General features: G+C 59.3%; 18 protein-coding genes and 1 pseudogene. 6 read left to right on the top strand and 13 right to left on the bottom strand.

Going from position 1 to position 16,291, the window contains the following annotated elements:
- Position 1: 1 nt before the first annotated feature.
- Positions 2–793, top strand: coding sequence for a hypothetical protein (locus JQF37_RS17380; protein WP_130203971.1), 792 nt, complete (start codon positions 2–4; stop codon positions 791–793).
- 242 nt (positions 794–1,035) lie between these two features.
- Here the strand turns inward: JQF37_RS17380 and JQF37_RS31440 are convergent.
- From JQF37_RS31440 to JQF37_RS17395, 4 genes and pseudogenes are all read right to left on the bottom strand, one after another.
- A pseudogene (locus JQF37_RS31440) lies at positions 1,036–1,122 on the bottom strand (metal ABC transporter ATP-binding protein); the annotation flags it as partial.
- 6 nt (positions 1,123–1,128) lie between these two features.
- Entirely contained in the window at positions 1,129–2,034 is a 906-nt protein-coding gene (locus JQF37_RS17385; protein ID WP_130203972.1) for an acyltransferase, read from the bottom strand.
- Positions 2,035–4,134, bottom strand: a complete 2,100-nt coding sequence (gene pta / locus JQF37_RS17390) for a phosphate acetyltransferase (protein WP_047537783.1) — start codon at positions 4,132–4,134, stop codon at positions 2,035–2,037.
- A gap of 60 nt (positions 4,135–4,194) precedes the next feature.
- Positions 4,195–4,521 carry a DUF3565 domain-containing protein gene (locus JQF37_RS17395; protein ID WP_130203973.1) on the bottom strand — a complete coding sequence of 109 codons (327 nt, stop codon included), beginning with the start codon at positions 4,519–4,521 and terminating at the stop codon, positions 4,195–4,197.
- Between JQF37_RS17395 and JQF37_RS17400 the strand changes: the two genes are divergently transcribed.
- The 3 genes from JQF37_RS17400 to JQF37_RS17410 all read left to right on the top strand — a co-directional run bounded on the left by JQF37_RS17400 (position 4,490) and on the right by JQF37_RS17410 (position 6,926).
- Entirely contained in the window at positions 4,490–4,975 is a 486-nt protein-coding gene (locus tag JQF37_RS17400; RefSeq protein WP_008054392.1) for a peptidylprolyl isomerase, read from the top strand. The two genes, JQF37_RS17395 and JQF37_RS17400, sit on opposite strands and share 32 nt — an antisense overlap.
- 124 nt (positions 4,976–5,099) lie before the next feature.
- On the top strand, positions 5,100–5,582 hold the full coding sequence (locus JQF37_RS17405; RefSeq protein ID WP_103405219.1) for a glutathione peroxidase: 483 nt from the start codon (positions 5,100–5,102) through the stop codon (positions 5,580–5,582).
- 234 nt (positions 5,583–5,816) lie between these two features.
- Complete coding sequence (locus tag JQF37_RS17410; protein ID WP_204149726.1) at positions 5,817–6,926, top strand: NADH:flavin oxidoreductase; 1,110 nt, start codon at positions 5,817–5,819, stop codon at positions 6,924–6,926.
- Between the two features lie 114 nt (positions 6,927–7,040).
- Here JQF37_RS17410 and JQF37_RS17415 read toward each other — a convergent pair whose 3' ends face one another.
- Both JQF37_RS17415 and cysZ read right to left on the bottom strand, forming a co-directional pair.
- A complete protein-coding gene (locus JQF37_RS17415) occupies positions 7,041–8,240 on the bottom strand; it encodes a glycosyltransferase family 1 protein (RefSeq protein ID WP_130203975.1) in 1,200 nt (399 codons plus the stop codon).
- Between the two features lie 40 nt (positions 8,241–8,280).
- Positions 8,281–9,033: a sulfate transporter CysZ gene (cysZ, locus tag JQF37_RS17420; protein ID WP_130203976.1), complete on the bottom strand. Its 753-nt coding sequence runs from the start codon at positions 9,031–9,033 to the stop codon at positions 8,281–8,283.
- A 315-nt stretch (positions 9,034–9,348) separates the two neighbouring features.
- Between cysZ and trxB the strand changes: the two genes are divergently transcribed.
- Complete coding sequence (trxB, locus tag JQF37_RS17425) at positions 9,349–10,305, top strand: thioredoxin-disulfide reductase (RefSeq protein ID WP_047539318.1); 957 nt, start codon at positions 9,349–9,351, stop codon at positions 10,303–10,305.
- A gap of 177 nt (positions 10,306–10,482) precedes the next feature.
- Here the strand turns inward: trxB and JQF37_RS17430 are convergent, their stop codons facing one another.
- From JQF37_RS17430 to JQF37_RS17460, 7 genes are all read right to left on the bottom strand, one after another.
- Positions 10,483–11,733, bottom strand: coding sequence for an aspartate aminotransferase family protein (locus JQF37_RS17430; protein WP_130203977.1), 1,251 nt, complete (start codon positions 11,731–11,733; stop codon positions 10,483–10,485).
- A 250-nt stretch (positions 11,734–11,983) separates the two neighbouring features.
- On the bottom strand, positions 11,984–12,322 hold the full coding sequence (locus JQF37_RS17435; RefSeq protein WP_130203978.1) for a HopJ type III effector protein: 339 nt from the start codon (positions 12,320–12,322) through the stop codon (positions 11,984–11,986).
- Positions 12,315–12,611: a DUF1244 domain-containing protein gene (locus JQF37_RS17440; RefSeq protein WP_047537806.1), complete on the bottom strand. Its 297-nt coding sequence runs from the start codon at positions 12,609–12,611 to the stop codon at positions 12,315–12,317. Before JQF37_RS17440 ends, JQF37_RS17435 begins: the two co-directional genes overlap by 8 nt.
- A 69-nt stretch (positions 12,612–12,680) precedes the next feature.
- Positions 12,681–13,052 (bottom strand): dihydroneopterin triphosphate 2'-epimerase, encoded by a 372-nt coding sequence (gene folX / locus JQF37_RS17445; protein WP_130203979.1) that lies wholly within the window; start codon positions 13,050–13,052, stop codon positions 12,681–12,683.
- Between the two features lie 2 nt (positions 13,053–13,054).
- A complete protein-coding gene (gene folE / locus JQF37_RS17450; RefSeq protein WP_130203980.1) occupies positions 13,055–13,630 on the bottom strand; it encodes a GTP cyclohydrolase I FolE in 576 nt (191 codons plus the stop codon).
- A gap of 20 nt (positions 13,631–13,650) precedes the next feature.
- Positions 13,651–14,361, bottom strand: coding sequence for a dihydromonapterin reductase (folM, locus tag JQF37_RS17455; protein WP_130203981.1), 711 nt, complete (start codon positions 14,359–14,361; stop codon positions 13,651–13,653).
- 186 nt (positions 14,362–14,547) lie between these two features.
- On the bottom strand, positions 14,548–15,117 hold the full coding sequence (locus JQF37_RS17460; protein ID WP_130203982.1) for an antibiotic biosynthesis monooxygenase: 570 nt from the start codon (positions 15,115–15,117) through the stop codon (positions 14,548–14,550).
- Positions 15,118–15,329: 212 nt separating this feature from the next.
- Between JQF37_RS17460 and JQF37_RS17465 the strand changes: the two genes are divergently transcribed.
- A complete protein-coding gene (locus tag JQF37_RS17465) occupies positions 15,330–16,289 on the top strand; it encodes a MerR family transcriptional regulator (RefSeq protein ID WP_130203983.1) in 960 nt (319 codons plus the stop codon).
- Positions 16,290–16,291: the final 2 nt, after the last annotated feature.

Genomic DNA, 16,291 nt, shown 5'->3' on the forward strand with positions numbered 1-16,291 from the left:
TATGGCTGGGAAAGCCGAGATAATTGTAGGTGTAGTGAACGATGGCGTAACTGTCGGCTCGGGTGCGACTGCGGTGGCAGACCAGTTTTTAGTGAATGGGGCTGGAATGGTGTTGGTGAGCCAAACGGCACAAACCGGTGCTGTAATAGCGAGCGTGATGTCAGTCACCAAGCTGGCAGGACCTTATGTGCCGATTGTGAGCATGCCAGCCAATATAGTCGCTGGTACTATTACTTTCCTAAAAATTGGAGTGGATGTTAGAGATGGTAATGGAATTAACAAGGGTGATGCTCTTAACCTCGTAGGTAATGTCGCTGGTGTACTCGGAACTATGGCTATTTTAGTAGCTTCACCATCGCTGATTATTGCCAGTATGAGTGTCTCGATTCTTGTTGGTGGGTATTCAATCTATAAATCGCAAGCGCTCGAAAACATAGTGACAAATGCTGCGAATTTCTTTAATGGTAGTGCTGCGGATAACTACCTTGATTACGTCTGTGCACCCGACATGAAGATAGTGCACAAGGAAACTCTGAGGGCGGCGTACGGTAATCAGATGCTTTCTTGTAATTGGTTTTCTGCAACCGGCGAATTTTTGCCTTCTGCGATAGCTGTATTCAACGAAAATATCGGGGGAGGGGGATCTTATGCTCCTGCGCCTTTTGTTCCTCCACCACCGCCGCCTGAAAATATCGCAACAGTAACGATCGGGCCACTTGAAATAGGTGGTAACCCTGATGATACCGGTGACGAATATGGGTGCTGTACAAGCGGTAGTGATGGTTATATTTAACAGGCCGCACTGTAAGGCTAGTGGTGTTTAAGCAAACAATCCTTGGTTTTGGATAAAAGCGCGATTGAGTGCGAGTCGATTCAAGTTCGCGTCATGCTGGGGCGTGCAGCTCATTACTTATAGAGGCCAGCCTATCCGTTTATCAAGTTCTTGCCATGCAGGCAGTGAGTATTAGCCCGTAATGAAAAACCCGCCGATGAGTGATCATCGGCGGTTTTTTTTCAGATTGATTCGATCAAATGTGGGAGCGAGCCTGCTCGCGAATACGGTGTGTCATTCAACATTGATGTAGGCTGATCCGCCGCATTCGCGAGCAGGCTCGCTCCCACAGGGGATCAGCGTTTGTCTGGATATTCCCGATGCATCTGCCCCAGCAACGCATCCTTGTCTTCCCAAAGCTGATTGATCCAGCCCTGAAACTGCAGGCGGTACTCGCCGTCCTGGTCGTAGTTCTTGCCGATGAACTGCGGCGGAATTTTCAGCTCTTCAAAGTGCACCACCACATCCGCAATATTTCCGCACAGCAAATCCCAGAAACCAGGTCGTCCGGCTGGGTAGTGGATGGTCACGTTGACGATGGACTCCAACTGCTCGCCCATGGCATCCAGCACAAAGGCAATGCCGCCGGCCTTGGGTTTGAGCAGGTATTTAAAGGGTGATTGCTGTTGGGCATGCTTGCCTTCGGTGAAGCGTGTGCCTTCGACGAAGTTGAAAATCCCCACCGGATTATTGCGGAACTTTGCGCAGGTGTTGCGGGTGGTTTCCAGGTCTTTGCCCTTCTTTTCCGGATGTTTCTCCAGATAGGCCTTGGAGTAGCGCTTCATGAACGGGAAGCCCAGCGCCCACCACGCCAGGCCGATCACCGGGACCCAGATCAGTTCTTGCTTGAGAAAGAACTTCAGTGGCTGGATACGGCGGTTGAGCACGTATTGCAGCACCAGGATGTCGACCCAGCTCTGGTGATTGCTGGTGATCAGGTACGAATGCCGGTAGTCCAGGCCTTGCAGGCCGCTGGTGTGCCAGCGGGTACGACGGACCAGGTTCATCCAGCCTTTGTTGATGCTGATCCAGGCTTCGTGGGTATGACTCATCAACCATCCGGCGATGCGCTGGGTGAAGGCGAACGGCAGGACCTTGATCAGCGCCACGCAGAACAGGAATGAGCACAGCAGGATGGTATTGAGTGCCAACAGCAACGAAGCAATGACACCGCGCACGGCGGCAGGTAGAAAAACCAGCATTTAAACGTCCATAGGTCGGTTGGCTGCCTGGATCGCGGTCAACGCGATGGTGTAGACGATGTCGTCGACTTGCGCACCGCGCGGCAAGTCATTCACCGGTTTGCGCAGGCCTTGCAGCATCGGGCCGAGGCTGACGCAGTCGGCGCTGCGCTGCACGGCTTTGTGAGTGGTGTTGCCGGTATTCAGATCGGGGAACACGAACACCGTGGCGCGTCCGGCCACCTGACTGTTCGGTGCCAGTTGCCGGGCCACGGTTTCGTTGGCGGCGGCATCGTATTGCAACGGGCCGTCGATCAACAGCGAGTTCTGTTGCTCATGGGCGAGCAGCGTAGCCTCGCGCACCTTCTCGACCTCTTCGCCGCTGGCCGATTCACCGCTGGAGTAACTGATCATCGCCACACGGGGAGTGATGCCGAACGCTGCCGCCGAATCGGCGCTTTGCAGGGCGATCTCGGCCAGTTCGCTGGCGCTCGGGTGCGGGTTCATCACGCAGTCGCCGTAGACCAGCACCTCTTCCGGAAACAGCATGAAGAACACCGACGAGACCAACGTGCAGCCCGGCGCCGTTTTGATCAGTTGCAGGGCCGGGCGAATGGTGTTGGCGGTGGAGTGGATGACGCCCGACACGAGGCCATCGACCTCGTCCAGCGCCAGCATCATGGTGCCGATCACCACGGTGTCTTCCAGTTGCTGCTCGGCCATGGGCGCGTTGAGGCTTTTGCTTTTGCGCAGGGCAACCATCGGTTCGACATAGCGCTCGCGGATCAGGTCCGGGTCGAGGATTTCCAGCCCCGGTGGCAGCTCGATGCCTTGGGCGCGCGCAACGGCCTCGACGTCTGCCGGTTTGGCCAGCAACACGCAACGGGCAATGCCCCGGGCCTGACAGATCGCTGCGGCCTGCACGGTCAACGGCTCGCTGCCTTCGGGCAGGACGATGCGCTTGTTGGCGTTCTGCGCACGCTGAATCAGTTGATAGCGGAACACGGCCGGCGACAGGCGCATTTCCCGCGGTGTGCCACAACGCTGGTGCAGCCAGTTGGCGTCGAGGTGGCTGGCGACGAAATCGGTAATGATTTCCGCGCGCTCGCGGTCGTCGATCGGGATTTCCTTGTTCAGGCCGTTCAACTGGTTGGCGGTGTCATAGGAGCCGGTGCTCACCGACAACACCGGCAAACCGGCCTGCAAGGCGCCACGGCAGAGGTCCATGATCCGTGGGTCGGGCAGGGTGTCGCTGGTCAGCAACAGGCCGGCCAGCGGTACGCCATTCATGGCGGCGAGGCTGACGGCGAGGATGATGTCGTCGCGATCGCCCGGGGTCACCACCAGCACGCCCGGTTTGAGCAGCTCTACGGTGTTACGCATGGTGCGCGCGCAGATGATGATTTTGGACATGCGCCGGGTTTCGTAGTCGCCGGCGTTGAGCACCTGTGCGCCCATCAGGTCGGCGACGTCGCGGGTGCGCGGGGCGTTGAGTTCCGGCTGAAACGGAATGCAGCCCAGCAGGCGGAAGTCACCACTGCGCAACAGCGGCGAATGTTCCTTAAGGCGTGCGGCGAAGGCCTCCATGCTTTCGTCGGTCTTCACCTTGTTGAGGATCACGCCGAGGACTTTCGGGTCTTTCGGGCCGCCAAACAATTGCGCCTGCAACTCGACGCGACCGGACAGTTCGGTCAGCACTTCGTTTTCCGGCGCCGACACCAGGATCACCTCGGCGTCGAGGCTTTTGGCCAGGTGCAAGTTGACCCGTGCGGCATAGCTGGCGCTGCGGGTCGGGACCATGCCTTCGACAATCAGCACGTCCTTGCCGATGGCCGCTTGTTGATAAAGCGTGATGATTTCTTCGAGCAACTCGTCCAGCTGACCGTCGCCGAGCATGCGCTCGACATGGGCCAGGCCCAGTGGCTGTGGAGGTTTCAGGCCGTGGGTGCGGGCGATCAGTTCGGTGGAGCGCTCAGGCCCCGTGTCACCCGGATGCGGCTGAGCGATCGGTTTGAAAAAACCGACCTTGAGGCCGGCACGCTCAAGGGTGCGGACCAGCCCGAGGCTGATGGAGGTCAGACCCACACCAAAATCGGTGGGTGCGATAAAAAAAGTTTGCATGCGGATTCTCTGGAGGTGCATGGCAGTGGTGATCATCTATATCTGACGATCTACCGAAATTCAGTCGCCAAGGTTATCGCTAACCGAGCCTTGTGCGCACCAACCGCAATCGAAGGGCTGGCCTATTTTTTCATGGCGCCGTGCAGGGTCCGTGACCCAGGCGCGGGACTGCCAGGGCGGCTGGTGTCGCAGGTGCTGTGTGTGGCCGCAGGAAAGCTCGGCCACCCAGTGTCCGTCCTCGTCTTGATGAAAGCCGGTGATCGTCGCAATCCGTCTGTCCGGGTTGTGTTCGCTTTCGGGCGATTGCTTCGCTAAACTGGGTCTTTCATTATTCTTATGCAAAAGGTCTCGCCCCATGCTGATTGCCGCCAATAAGGCTGTCTCCATCGACTATACCCTGACCAACGACGCTGGTGAGGTCATCGACAGCTCAGCCGGCGGCGCGCCGCTGGTCTACCTGCAAGGCGCAGGTAACATCATTCCGGGCCTGGAAAAGGCACTGGAAGGCAAAGCAGTCGGCGACGAGCTGACCGTAGCCGTTGAACCTGAAGATGCCTATGGCGAGTACGCTGCCGAACTGGTCAGCACACTGAGCCGCAGCATGTTCGAAGGCGTGGATGAGCTGGAAGTGGGCATGCAGTTCCACGCTTCCGCTCCGGACGGCCAGATGCAGATCGTGACCATCCGCGATCTGGATGGCGACGACGTGACTGTCGACGGCAACCACCCGTTGGCCGGTCAGCGCCTGAATTTCCAGGTCAAGATCATCAATATCCGTGATGCCAGCCAGGAAGAAATCGCTCATGGTCACGTCCATGGCGAAGGTGGCCATCACCACTGATTTTCTGCGCTAAGCTTTCGATTACTGGAGAGGCGCCCCGAGGGCGCCTTTTTAGTCTGCGGCTGTCCCAGGCGACACCGATAAGTGGCTGTTTCGAGAAGAACACGGGAATCTGGAGTTCGTCATGAGTGCTTTTCACGACCTTAATTTGACAGCCCTTGATGGTCAGGCGCTACCTTTGGCGCCGTTCAAGGGGCACGTGGTGCTGGTGGTCAACGTTGCTTCCAAATGTGGCCTGACCCCACAGTACGCGGCGCTGGAGAATCTTTACCAGCAATACAAGGCCAAAGGCTTCAGCGTGTTGGGCTTGCCGTGCAACCAGTTTGCCGGACAGGAGCCAGGCACCGAGCAGGAAATCCAGGAGTTTTGCAGCCTCAACTATGGCGTGACTTTTCCGTTGTCCAGCAAACTGGAAGTCAACGGGCATGAACGTCATCAGCTGTACAAACTGTTGGCGGGCGAGGGCGCGGAGTTCCCGGGTGACATCACCTGGAACTTCGAAAAGTTCCTCCTGGGCAAAGACGGGCGTGTACTGGCGCGGTTCTCGCCACGTACGTCGCCGGACGATCCGAGCGTCATTCAGGCGATTGAAAAAGCCCTGAGCTGATTCCCCCCCTGTAGGAGCGAGCGGGCTCCGGGCGGCGTTCCGACGATGGACCTGAGAACGCCGCGGGGTGTCAGGTTTCCCGCGTTATCGTTCACGACAATCGCGAGCAGGCTCGCTCCTACAAGGTTATTCGTAACCTTTTGCTCCTTTATCACCCAAATCGATAGTGCTATCCAGCGCGTGCGGATCTCCATATTATCGCCGTCATAAAGTAATCCTTCGTGGAGCGTCCCCATGCCCGTCCAAGCCCTGTTCAAACCGTTCCACCTTGGCAACCTCGAACTGCCGACCCGCGTCGTCATGGCGCCGATGACCCGTTCGTTTTCCCCAGGCGGTGTACCCAATTCCAAAGTCATCGAATACTACCGTCGTCGTGCTGCCGCTGGCGTTGGCGTTGGCCTGATCATCACCGAAGGCACCACCGTCGGCCACAAGGCATCCAATGGCTACCCGAACGTCCCGCACTTCTACGGCGAAGCCGCCCTGGCAGGCTGGAAGAAAGTCGTAGACGCCGTCCACGCCGAAGGCGGCAAGATTGTTCCGCAATTGTGGCACGTGGGCAGCGTGCGTCGCATCGGCACCGAGCCTGACGCCAGCGTGCCGGGTTATGGCCCGTCGGAAAAAGTGAAGGACGGTCAGGTCGTTGTTCACGGCATGACCCAACAAGATATTCAGGACGTGATCGCCGCGTTCGCCCAGGCCGCCAAGGATGCCCAGAGCATCGGCATGGACGGCGTAGAGATCCATGGCGCCCACGGCTACCTCATCGACCAGTTCTTCTGGGAAGGCAGCAACCAGCGTACCGACGAATACGGCGGCAGCCTGGCCAATCGTTCGCGGTTCGCCATCGAATTGATCCAGGCGGTGCGTGCTGCGGTCGGCGAAGGTTTCCCGATCATCTTCCGTTTCTCTCAGTGGAAACAGCAGGATTACACCGCGCGCCTGGTGCAAACCCCGGAGGCGCTGGGCGAGTTCCTCAAGCCGTTGTCCGACGCCGGCGTGGATATCTTCCACTGCTCGACCCGCCGCTTCTGGGAGCCGGAGTTCGACGGCTCCGAATTGAACCTGGCGGGCTGGACCCGCAAGCTCACCGGCAAGCCAACCATCACCGTCGGTAGCGTCGGTCTGGATGGCGAGTTCCTGCAGTTCATGGTCAACACCGACAAGGTCGCGCAACCGGCCAGCCTGGAAAAACTGCTGGAGCGTTTGAACAACGACGAGTTCGACCTGGTAGCGGTCGGTCGTGCGCTGTTGGTCGATCCGGACTGGGCGCAGAAAGTTCGCGAAGGCCGTGAGCAGGACATTCTGCCGTTTAGCCGCGATGCGTTGATGACCTTGGTTTAAAGGCGTCTGTACCGGCCCATCGCGGGCAAGCCCGCTCCCACAGGTTTTGTGTACAACGCAAAACACTGTGGGAGCGGGCTTGCCCGCGATGGGGGCCTCAAAGTCAGTAAATGTTCAAGGGATTATCGACGCGTTCGACACCACCTGCTCCCTCACGCAAGCCCCCCGCAACTGCCCCTCGAACTGTTCGATAATCGACGCCCAGCCCTGGCGACTGGCATGCTGGCGTGCGTTGAGCCGAACGCAGCGCAAGGTTTCCCGCTCTTCCAGCAGCCACGCCGCCGCATCGCAGAACGCTTCTTCATCTCCCGGCATCGCCAGTACGCCGTTGTAGCCATGGCGAATATGCTGGGCTGCCGCCGCCTGATCGTAGGCCACGACCCCCAGCCCCGAGGCCAGCGCCTCAAGCACTACATTGCCAAAGGTTTCGGTCAGGCTCGGAAACAGGAATACATCCCCCGACGCATAGTGACAGGCCAGGGCTTCACCGCGCTGAGTGCCGCAGAAAATCGCCTCGGGCAATTCGTTTTGCAATTCCTGGCGCTGCGGACCATCGCCCACCACGATCAGCTTCAGGGTGCGCTGTGGATAACTGGCCTTGAGGGTGTCGAAGGTGCGCTTGAGCAATCCCAGGTTTTTTTCCTGGGCCAGGCGACCGACATGAATGACCGCGATGTCTTCTTCGGCCAATCCCCATTGCTCGCGCAGGGCGTTCAAGCGTTTTGAGGGGTGAAACAATTGACTGTCGACCCCTCGGGAAAGCAACGCCAGGCGCTCGAAGTGACGCCGTTCCAGCTCCATTCGCTGACTGACGCTGGGCACCAGGGTCATGGTCGAACGATTGTGGAACCAGCGCAGGTAGTGGGTCAGCACCCGCGTCAACAAGCCGAGCCCATATTGGTTGGAGTACTGCTGGAAATTGGTGTGAAAACCGCTGACCACCGATATCCCCAGGCGCCGTGCCGCTCGCAGTGCCGATAACCCCAATGGGCCTTCGGTGGCGATGTACAGCACATCCGGGCGATGGCGCTTCCAGCGGCGCAACAGCTTGTGCATTGACGACTGACCCCATTGCAAACCGGGATAGCCCGGCAGCGGCCAGCCCCGGCACAGCATCAATTCATCGTCGCTGCTCAGTTGCTGATCGCAGCCTTGGCGCGGCCGAATCAACTCCACCTGATGCCCGCGCGCGCGCAAACCGTCGCACAAGCGACCAAGGGTATTGGCCACGCCGTTGATTTCGGGAGGAAAGGTTTCGGTGATCAGGGTGATATGCAGAGCTGTCGTCATGACCTCAGTGTCGACTGAGGCCATGTCGGCGTTATGGCGTTTGCGTGATGGATTTGTGACCGTATCAGCGCTGGGTCACCAGGTTCTCGGCCCCGCGCTCACGCACCCAGAACAGCGTCGCCCCGGCCACGGCGGCCGGCATCATCAGGATGTTGACCACCGGAATCAGCAACGCCAGGTAGACGATGCCGCCGAAACTCATGCTCTGCCAGCGTTTCTGCCGCAACCAGGCGAGCATCTCGTTCCAGCCCAGCTTGTGGTTATCCGCCGGGTAGTCGATGTACTGGATCGCCATCATCCAGACCCCGAACAGCAGCCACAACGGCGCGGCGATGATGTTCACCACCGGGATGAACGAAAGAATGAACAGGCCGATCGCCCGGGGCAGGAAGTAACCGAGCTTGCGCATTTCCCGGCCCAGGGTGCGGGGGATCATGGCGATCAGCTCGCCCCAGCTGAAGGTCGGGAAGTCGTCAGTGCCACGCACCACCACTTCGACTTTTTCCGCCAGGAAGCCATTGAACGGTGCGGCGATGACGTTGGCGAGCATGGTGAAGGTGAAGAACACCATCAACACCACCAGCACGACGAACAGTGGCCACAGGACATAACTGAGGAAGCTCAGCCAGTCGGGCAGGGAAGGCATCAGTGTGTCGACCCATAGGCTGAACTGGTGACCAGCCAGATAGATCAATCCGACGAACAGCACCAGATTGATGACAAGTGGAAGCAATACAAAAAGACGAAGGCTGGGGCTGAGAACCAGTTTCAGGCCTTCGCGCAGGTATTGCGGGCCGGACAGAACAGGGGCGGGCATAACGTGCTCCGAGCAAAGGGAAAACGCGCCGACCTTACCGGCTTTGCCTGACGGGTGAAAGCGCGGTAGCGGCATCGACATTAACTGTAACAAAGGCGTCCTGATAATCACGCTGACGGGATAGAGACCACCTATGAGCTGGATTGTTAAACCGTATTTCCTTAATCTTCGCCCCCTCGATACGCTGCACCCATTCTTTTTACAGGACTGTCGAGTTCAAGCCTTCCCCAAGTGCTTTCAATGGTCCTTTTTTATTCCCGCCGGCAAACCGGCGATCCGCGCCAGGTGTTCCGGGCCGGTCAACAGGAGCAGGTCATGTCTGAAGTCCGTCATTCGCGAGTGATTATTCTCGGTTCCGGCCCTGCCGGTTACAGTGCCGCGGTCTATGCCGCCCGTGCCAACCTCAAGCCACTGCTGATCACCGGCATGCAGGCTGGCGGTCAACTGACCACCACCACCGAAGTCGACAACTGGCCGGGCGACGTTCACGGCCTGACCGGCCCGGCGCTGATGGAACGCATGAAAGAGCACGCCGAGCGCTTTGAAACCGAGATCGTTTTCGATCACATCAATGCCGTGGACTTCGCTGCCAAGCCTTACACCCTGACCGGCGACAGCGCGACCTACACCTGCGATGCGCTGATCATCGCCACCGGTGCGAGCGCGCGCTACCTGGGCCTGCCGTCGGAAGAAACGTTCATGGGCAAAGGCGTTTCGGCCTGCGCGACCTGCGACGGTTTCTTCTACCGCAACAAGCCAGTGGCTGTGGTGGGCGGTGGTAACACGGCGGTGGAAGAGGCGCTGTACCTGGCCAACATCGCCAGCACCGTGACCTTGATTCACCGTCGCGAAACCTTTCGCGCCGAGAAAATCCTGATCGACAAGCTCAACGCCCGCGTGGCCGAAGGCAAGATCATCCTGAAACTGAACGCCACCCTGGACGAAGTCCTGGGCGACAACATGGGCGTGACGGGTGCCCGTCTGAAGAACAACGACGGCAGCTTCGACGAAGTAAAGGTCGACGGCGTGTTCATCGCCATCGGCCATACCCCGAACACCTCGCTGTTCGAAGGTCAGCTGACGTTGAAAGATGGCTACCTGGTTGTGCAGGGCGGCCGTGATGGCAATGCCACGGCGACCAACATCGAAGGTATCTTCGCGGCCGGTGACGTGGCTGACCACGTCTACCGTCAGGCCATCACCTCGGCCGGCGCCGGTTGCATGGCGGCACTCGATGCCGAGCGTTACCTGGATAATCTGCAGAACGCTTGATTCTGCGATCGTAAAAAAACCGGCTTCGGCCGGTTTTTTTATTGCCTCGAAAAATCTCACTCCTGTAGGAGCGAGCACGCTCGCGAGGGTGGTCAACGATGACGCTGGCAACCTGACACCCCGCAGTGCCCTGTCGTCCATCGCGAGCAGGCTCGCTCCTACGGTGAAGGCAGGTGTTCAGACCAGTTTCTTCAGGCACGCTTCGAGAATATCCAACCCTTCCTCCAGCACCGCGGCCTCGGTGGTCAACGGTGCCAGCAGCCGAATGATGTGGCGTGATTTGCCGCTGGGCATCAGCAGCAACCCGGCGTCCCGCGCCAGGGCCAGCAGTTGCGTCAGTTGCGCGGCTGCCGGGGTGCCATCGGGTTTGATCATTTCGATACCGCGCATGGCACCAACGCCAGTCAGTCGACCCAGATACGGCGACAGCTTGTTCGCACACCAGGCTTCGTAGCGGCTGACGATCGCTTCTTCCTGTTGCGAGCCCCAGGCGTTCAGGTTGGCATCGGTCATTTCATCCAGCGTCGCCAGCGCGGCGGCACAGGCGATGGGATTGCCGGAGTAGGTGCCACCCAGCCCGCCCTTGGGCAAGTTGTCGAGCAGCAATTTACGCCCGACCACCGCACCCAGCGGCACGCCACCGGCGATGCTTTTGCCCAGCAGGATCAGATCGGGTTCGATGCCCAGTCGCGAGAACGCGAAGCGCTGGCCGGTACGGCCGAAACCGGACTGGATTTCATCGGCGATCAGCACAATGCCTTTCTCGTTGCAGAAACGCCGCAATGCCTGGGCAAACTCAACGTCCATCGCCAGGAAACCGCCTTCGCCCTGCACGGGTTCGACAATGAAACACGCCACGTCTTCGACGTCGATTTCGACGCTGAACAGCCGCTCCATCGCCTTCAGGGCCTCGGCGCAGGTGACGCCGTTATCCTGGCTCGGGAAGGGCAGGTGATACACCGGCCCTGGCAACACACCGACTTTCTGTTTGTAGGGTGCGACTTTGCCGTTGAGGTTGAGGGTGGCCAGCGTACGCCCGTGGAAGCCTCCATCGAAGGCGATCACGGCGCTGCGGCCGGTGGCGCCGCGCACGATCTTCAGGGCGTTTTCCGCCGCCTCGGCGCCGCTGTTGGTGAGCATTCCGCTGACAGGGTAATCCACCGGGATAAACGCGCTGAGGCGATCCATCAAGGCAATATAGGGTTCATGTTGCGCCGCGTTGAACGCGTAATGGGTCAGCCGGGTGGCCTGTTCGCGAATGGCTTCGACGATGCGCGGATGGCAATGGCCGAGATTGAGTACGCCGATGCCGCCGACGAAGTCGATGTAGCGTTTGCCATTGGTGTCCCAGACCTCGGCGTTTTTACCGTGGCTGAGGGTGACAGGGTGAACGATGTTGATCGACTGACTGATGCTTTCGCTGCTCATGAATGACCGGCTCGGAAGAAGGAGGACTTCCTTTATCTAAGCCGTGAGCAGCACTGGCGGGCAAACGAAATAAAGTGGCCGGGTCAATCTGAAAAGTCGGGATGTGCTTTGCGCGCCTTGAACGCTGACTTGTAGGAGCGAGCCCGATCGCGATGGTGGTCAACGATAACACTGGCAACCTGACACCCCGCGGTGCCCTGTCGTCCATCGCGAGCAGCCGAGCGTCGACCGGCTGCTCCTACAAGTTAAATCAGCGGCGGGTCAGGGGCTGTTGAGCGAACTTCACGCCAGCCAGGCCATGGACCATCAACGCACGGATATTGCCGTGGTCGCTGCCTTCAGGCGTGGCCAGCACCGAGCGGTAGTGTTCGCCGAACGCCAGCAGGGCTTCTTCGTCGCTCAAGCCTTCCAGCAATGCCAGGCCCAGCGTCTTGCATGAACCTTCGTTCTGTCCGGCGGCGTTTTCCACGCCACCGTTGTTGAACGCCTGTGGCTGGTAGTCGTAACCGGCGGCGATGAAGGCCAGGGTATCGGCAAAGGCGTGTTCGCCGCTTTTGAGGCTGGTGCGCAGGGTGTTCAAATCACTCATTGGGTTTTCCTTTGGCGAACGCCGCTTGTTGTTCGGCGCTGGCTTCTTGCTGAAATTGGGCTTTCCAGTCGGCGTACGGCATGCCGTAAACCACTTCGCGGGCTTCGTCGAGGCTCACCTCGATCTGGCGTTCGTCGGCAGCCGCCTTGTACCACTTGGACAGGCAGTTACGGCAAAAACCCGAGAGGTTCATCAGGTCGATGTTCTGTACGTCCTTGCGGCTGTCCAGGTGGGCCACCAGCCGGCGAAAGGCGGCGGCTTCGAGTTCCAGGCGTTGTTGATCGTTCATGGCGGGCTCTGTGAAATCCAGTCGTGGCGCGGGATGATAAAAGTCTGGCGGGCAATCCGCCAGACGCACTCAGCGACTCGCTGCAAGCGTGATCGACACCGACTCGGCGAATCGCAGGGCGTGGGGCTTGTCCACTTCGACCTCGGCGTACAGCACCGACTCATTGACCATGACCAGATCGAGAATCTCCTGGGTCAGGCGTTCGAGCAGCGCAAAGCGATTGCCCTCGACGTGGGCGATGATGGCCTTGGTGATGGTCCGGTAGTTCAGCGCGTGATCGATGTCATTGTCACGCACTGCTTCCCGGGCCTCGTAGAGGATGGTCAGGTTGATCAACACATCCTGTTTGTTGAGGATTTCATCCTCGTTGATGCCGATGAAGGTGCGCAGGCACAGGTCCTTGACCCGGATGCGTGCCATGCCTGGTTGAAGTTGTGGCATTACTACTTGCTCCGTCCAATCAATTGCAGGAACTCCTGGCGGGTGTTGCTCGACTCGCGGAAGGCGCCGAGCATCACCGAGGTGTTCATGGTCGAATTCTGTTTCTCGACGCCGCGCATCATCATGCACATGTGCCGGGCTTCGATGACCACCGCGACGCCGGCCGCGCCGGTTACTTGCTGCACCGCGTCGGCGATTTGCCGGGTGAGGTTTTCCTGGATCTGCAGGCGTCGGGCGAACATGTCCACCAGCCGCGCGATCTTCGACAGGCCCAGCACCTTGCCCGTGGGAATATAAGCCACATGCGCCTTGCCAATGAAGGGCAGCAGGTGATGTTCGCAAAGCGAGTACAGCTCGATGTTGTCGACGATGACCATTTCATCGTTGTCGGAAGCGAACAGCGCACCGTTGACGATTTCTTCGACACTCTGGTCGTAACCATGGCAGAGGTATCGCATGGCCTTGGCCGCGCGCACCGGCGTGTCGAGCAGACCTTCGCGGTCGGGATTCTCGCCGAGACCGATCAGGATTTCGCGGTAGCTCTGAGACAGAGCGTTCTGAGGCAGGGATAACGTCATGGAAAATCCTCGCGGGACACTTATTTGAGGTGCCTTCCGCCATTGACGGTCAGGGTCGTGCCGGTGACATAAGGGTTGTCGAGCAAATAGCGCAGGCTCTGATAGATCACTTCGCTGCCGGGTTCGATACCCAGTGCGGATTTGGCCAACGCCTTGGCGCGGTAGGCCGCGTCGTCATCAGGGTTGAACAGTAGCAGGGCCGGGGCGATTCCGTTGACCTTGATGCCCGGCGCGTATTTCGCGGCGAAGGACAGCGTCAGGCTGTCGAGCCCGGCTTTGCTGGCGCAGTAGCCGATGTGCCTGCTGCTGCCCTTGCGGGTCACGTCATCGCTGATGTGCACGATGTCGGCGGGGCTGGAGCGTTCGAGCAGCTCGGCGCAATGCAGGTTGATCAGGTAGGGCGCCAGCATGTGCACGCTGAACATGCGAGTGAAGGCTTCGGCTTCGGTCTCCGGGGTTTCGGCCAGCCATTCGGAGGCGTTATGCACGATCGCCCGCAGGCTCTCGGTATGGGTTTTCAGCTCGCTGATGAAGGCAAGGATTCCGCCCTCGGTGGCGAAATCGGCAAACAGCGCCGTCGCCCCCAGATCGCGCAGGGTTTGTACGCCGGGGCGTTCGCTGCGGTAGCTGAAAATCACGCGATGGCCGTCTTCGAGCAATCGCTGCGCGCAATGCAAGCCGACACGCTGGCCGGCGCCGGTGATGAGGATTGGGGCTGCGGAAGAGGTCATGAACGGCTCGCGTCGCGGTAAGAGCAAAACTATACCAGCGCATTGCAGCGTTCACCTATGCCCTCGGTAGGAGCAGCCGGTCGACGCTCGACTGCTCGCGAGGGTCGTGAACGATAACGCTGGGAGCCTGATACCCCGCAGCGTTCTCGGGTTCATCGCGAGCTGGCTCGCTCCTGCACCGGGAGATCAGCGGCTTTGAGGGCTTGGCTCGGCGGACAACCGGCGCACAGGCTTGCTATTGAGCCAACCCGCCAACAAGCGCGTCGACAGTGGAATGAAGAAGTAGACCATCAAGGGCGTCAGGCACAGCGTGCTGACAAATATGCGAGGCAGCAGGCTCATTTCACTCAGCAACGGCCCAACAACAAAGTTGAACAGCAGCGACACCGGAAAGAAAGCCAGCCAGATCGCCACTGCCTGTTTCCAGCGTGGCGGGCGTTGGCCTGCGGCGCCAAACCAGCCTTCGATGCCACTGACCCGATGTTCCATCGGATGGGCGAACAAGTCGCTACCGCGGGCGAGCCACGCCGTACGCGAGGCGGAGTGTTCCCAGGCGTGCAGGGTCTGCTCGTCGGCGAAGCGGAAAATAATCTGGAATTCATTATCGTCGGGCGGCGGAGCGAGCACGCCGGAGCCGAGATAACCGGGGAAGTCGGTGGCCAGTTGTTCGCCTTCGCGTAGCCAGGCGATCAGATCCTGATAACGCCCATCGGCAACGCGACGTGCAACCATCAGCGTGACGGGTGAGGTAGACATTGTGTATCTCCGTAAGGCTTTTGCGTCGATCCGGGTAGGAACTTCGCTGAACGCAGTGCCGGGGTGGTGGACTGCGTGTCGTGACAAGCAAGGATTATTCCGCATTCTACCTGTTTTCGTATTCGTTGTTTTTCGATCGCCCATGGCTTGAATGATCATGGGGCAGGGGGGTTAAAATGCGGCTCGAACTACACATGGACGTTGAGGCCCAGATGCCCGTACTTACTGATGGTGCTTCAGGCGTACCGCAGGCTGTATCTCTTGAGCAGGAAGAGCTCTTCCCCATTCGCGAAGTATCGCGCCTGACCGGCGTGAATCCCGTCACGCTACGTGCATGGGAGCGACGCTATGGTCTGATCGTGCCAACGCGCACCGAAAGTGGGCATCGCCTGTACTCGATGGCCGATATCGAGCGTGTCCGCAGCATCCTCGGCTGGATCGAACGCGGTGTCGCGGTCAGCAAGATCGGCAAGATACTGGCCAAGGCAGCGCCGCTTCAGGCGTTGTCGCACCTGATCCCCAACGACCTCGTACAAGCTGACTATGCGCAATGGCATCAGCAGCTTCAGGCCGCCGTCAGTGCTTTTGACGATGTGTTGCTGGAGCAGATATACGGACAGATCTTTTCCAGCTACAGCCAGCCGGTGGTGTTTCAGGACATCCTGCTCCCGCTCTGGACGCGGTTGCTGCAACGCCAGGATTCATTCGGCCGGGTCAGCGAGTGGTTGTTCCTGGATAGTTTCCTGCGATCACGGGTCACGCAACGCTTGCTGTTGATCCGTGACAAGCAACCAGGGCGAGTCATCGTCAGCGCCCTGTCGGGCCAATGCCGGGAACTTGAATTATTGATTGCTGCCTTGTTCCTGAGCAGCGAACAAGCCGGCGTGCGCGTGTTGGCCATCGGCCAGCCGTTCGATGAGTTGACCCTGGTGTGCGAAAGGATCAAACCCCAGGCACTGGTGCTTTTTTCCAATCACGTACCGGCGCCCGAACTTCCACGGCGCTTGAGTCGCCTGGCGATGAGCCTTGATTGTCCGTTGCTGCTGGCCGGTGATGCGTCCGACCTGGCGCAGGAAAGCCTTGCCGGATCGTCGATCGGTTGTCTGGGAAACGAGGGCGTGGTGATGCGCCAGCGTCTGAAACAGTTCCTGGCGGGCAATCTGGATACTTGAAT

It is taken from the genome of Pseudomonas sp. MIL9 (assembly GCF_016887925.1).
Lineage (GTDB): Bacteria > Pseudomonadota > Gammaproteobacteria > Pseudomonadales > Pseudomonadaceae > Aquipseudomonas > Aquipseudomonas mohnii.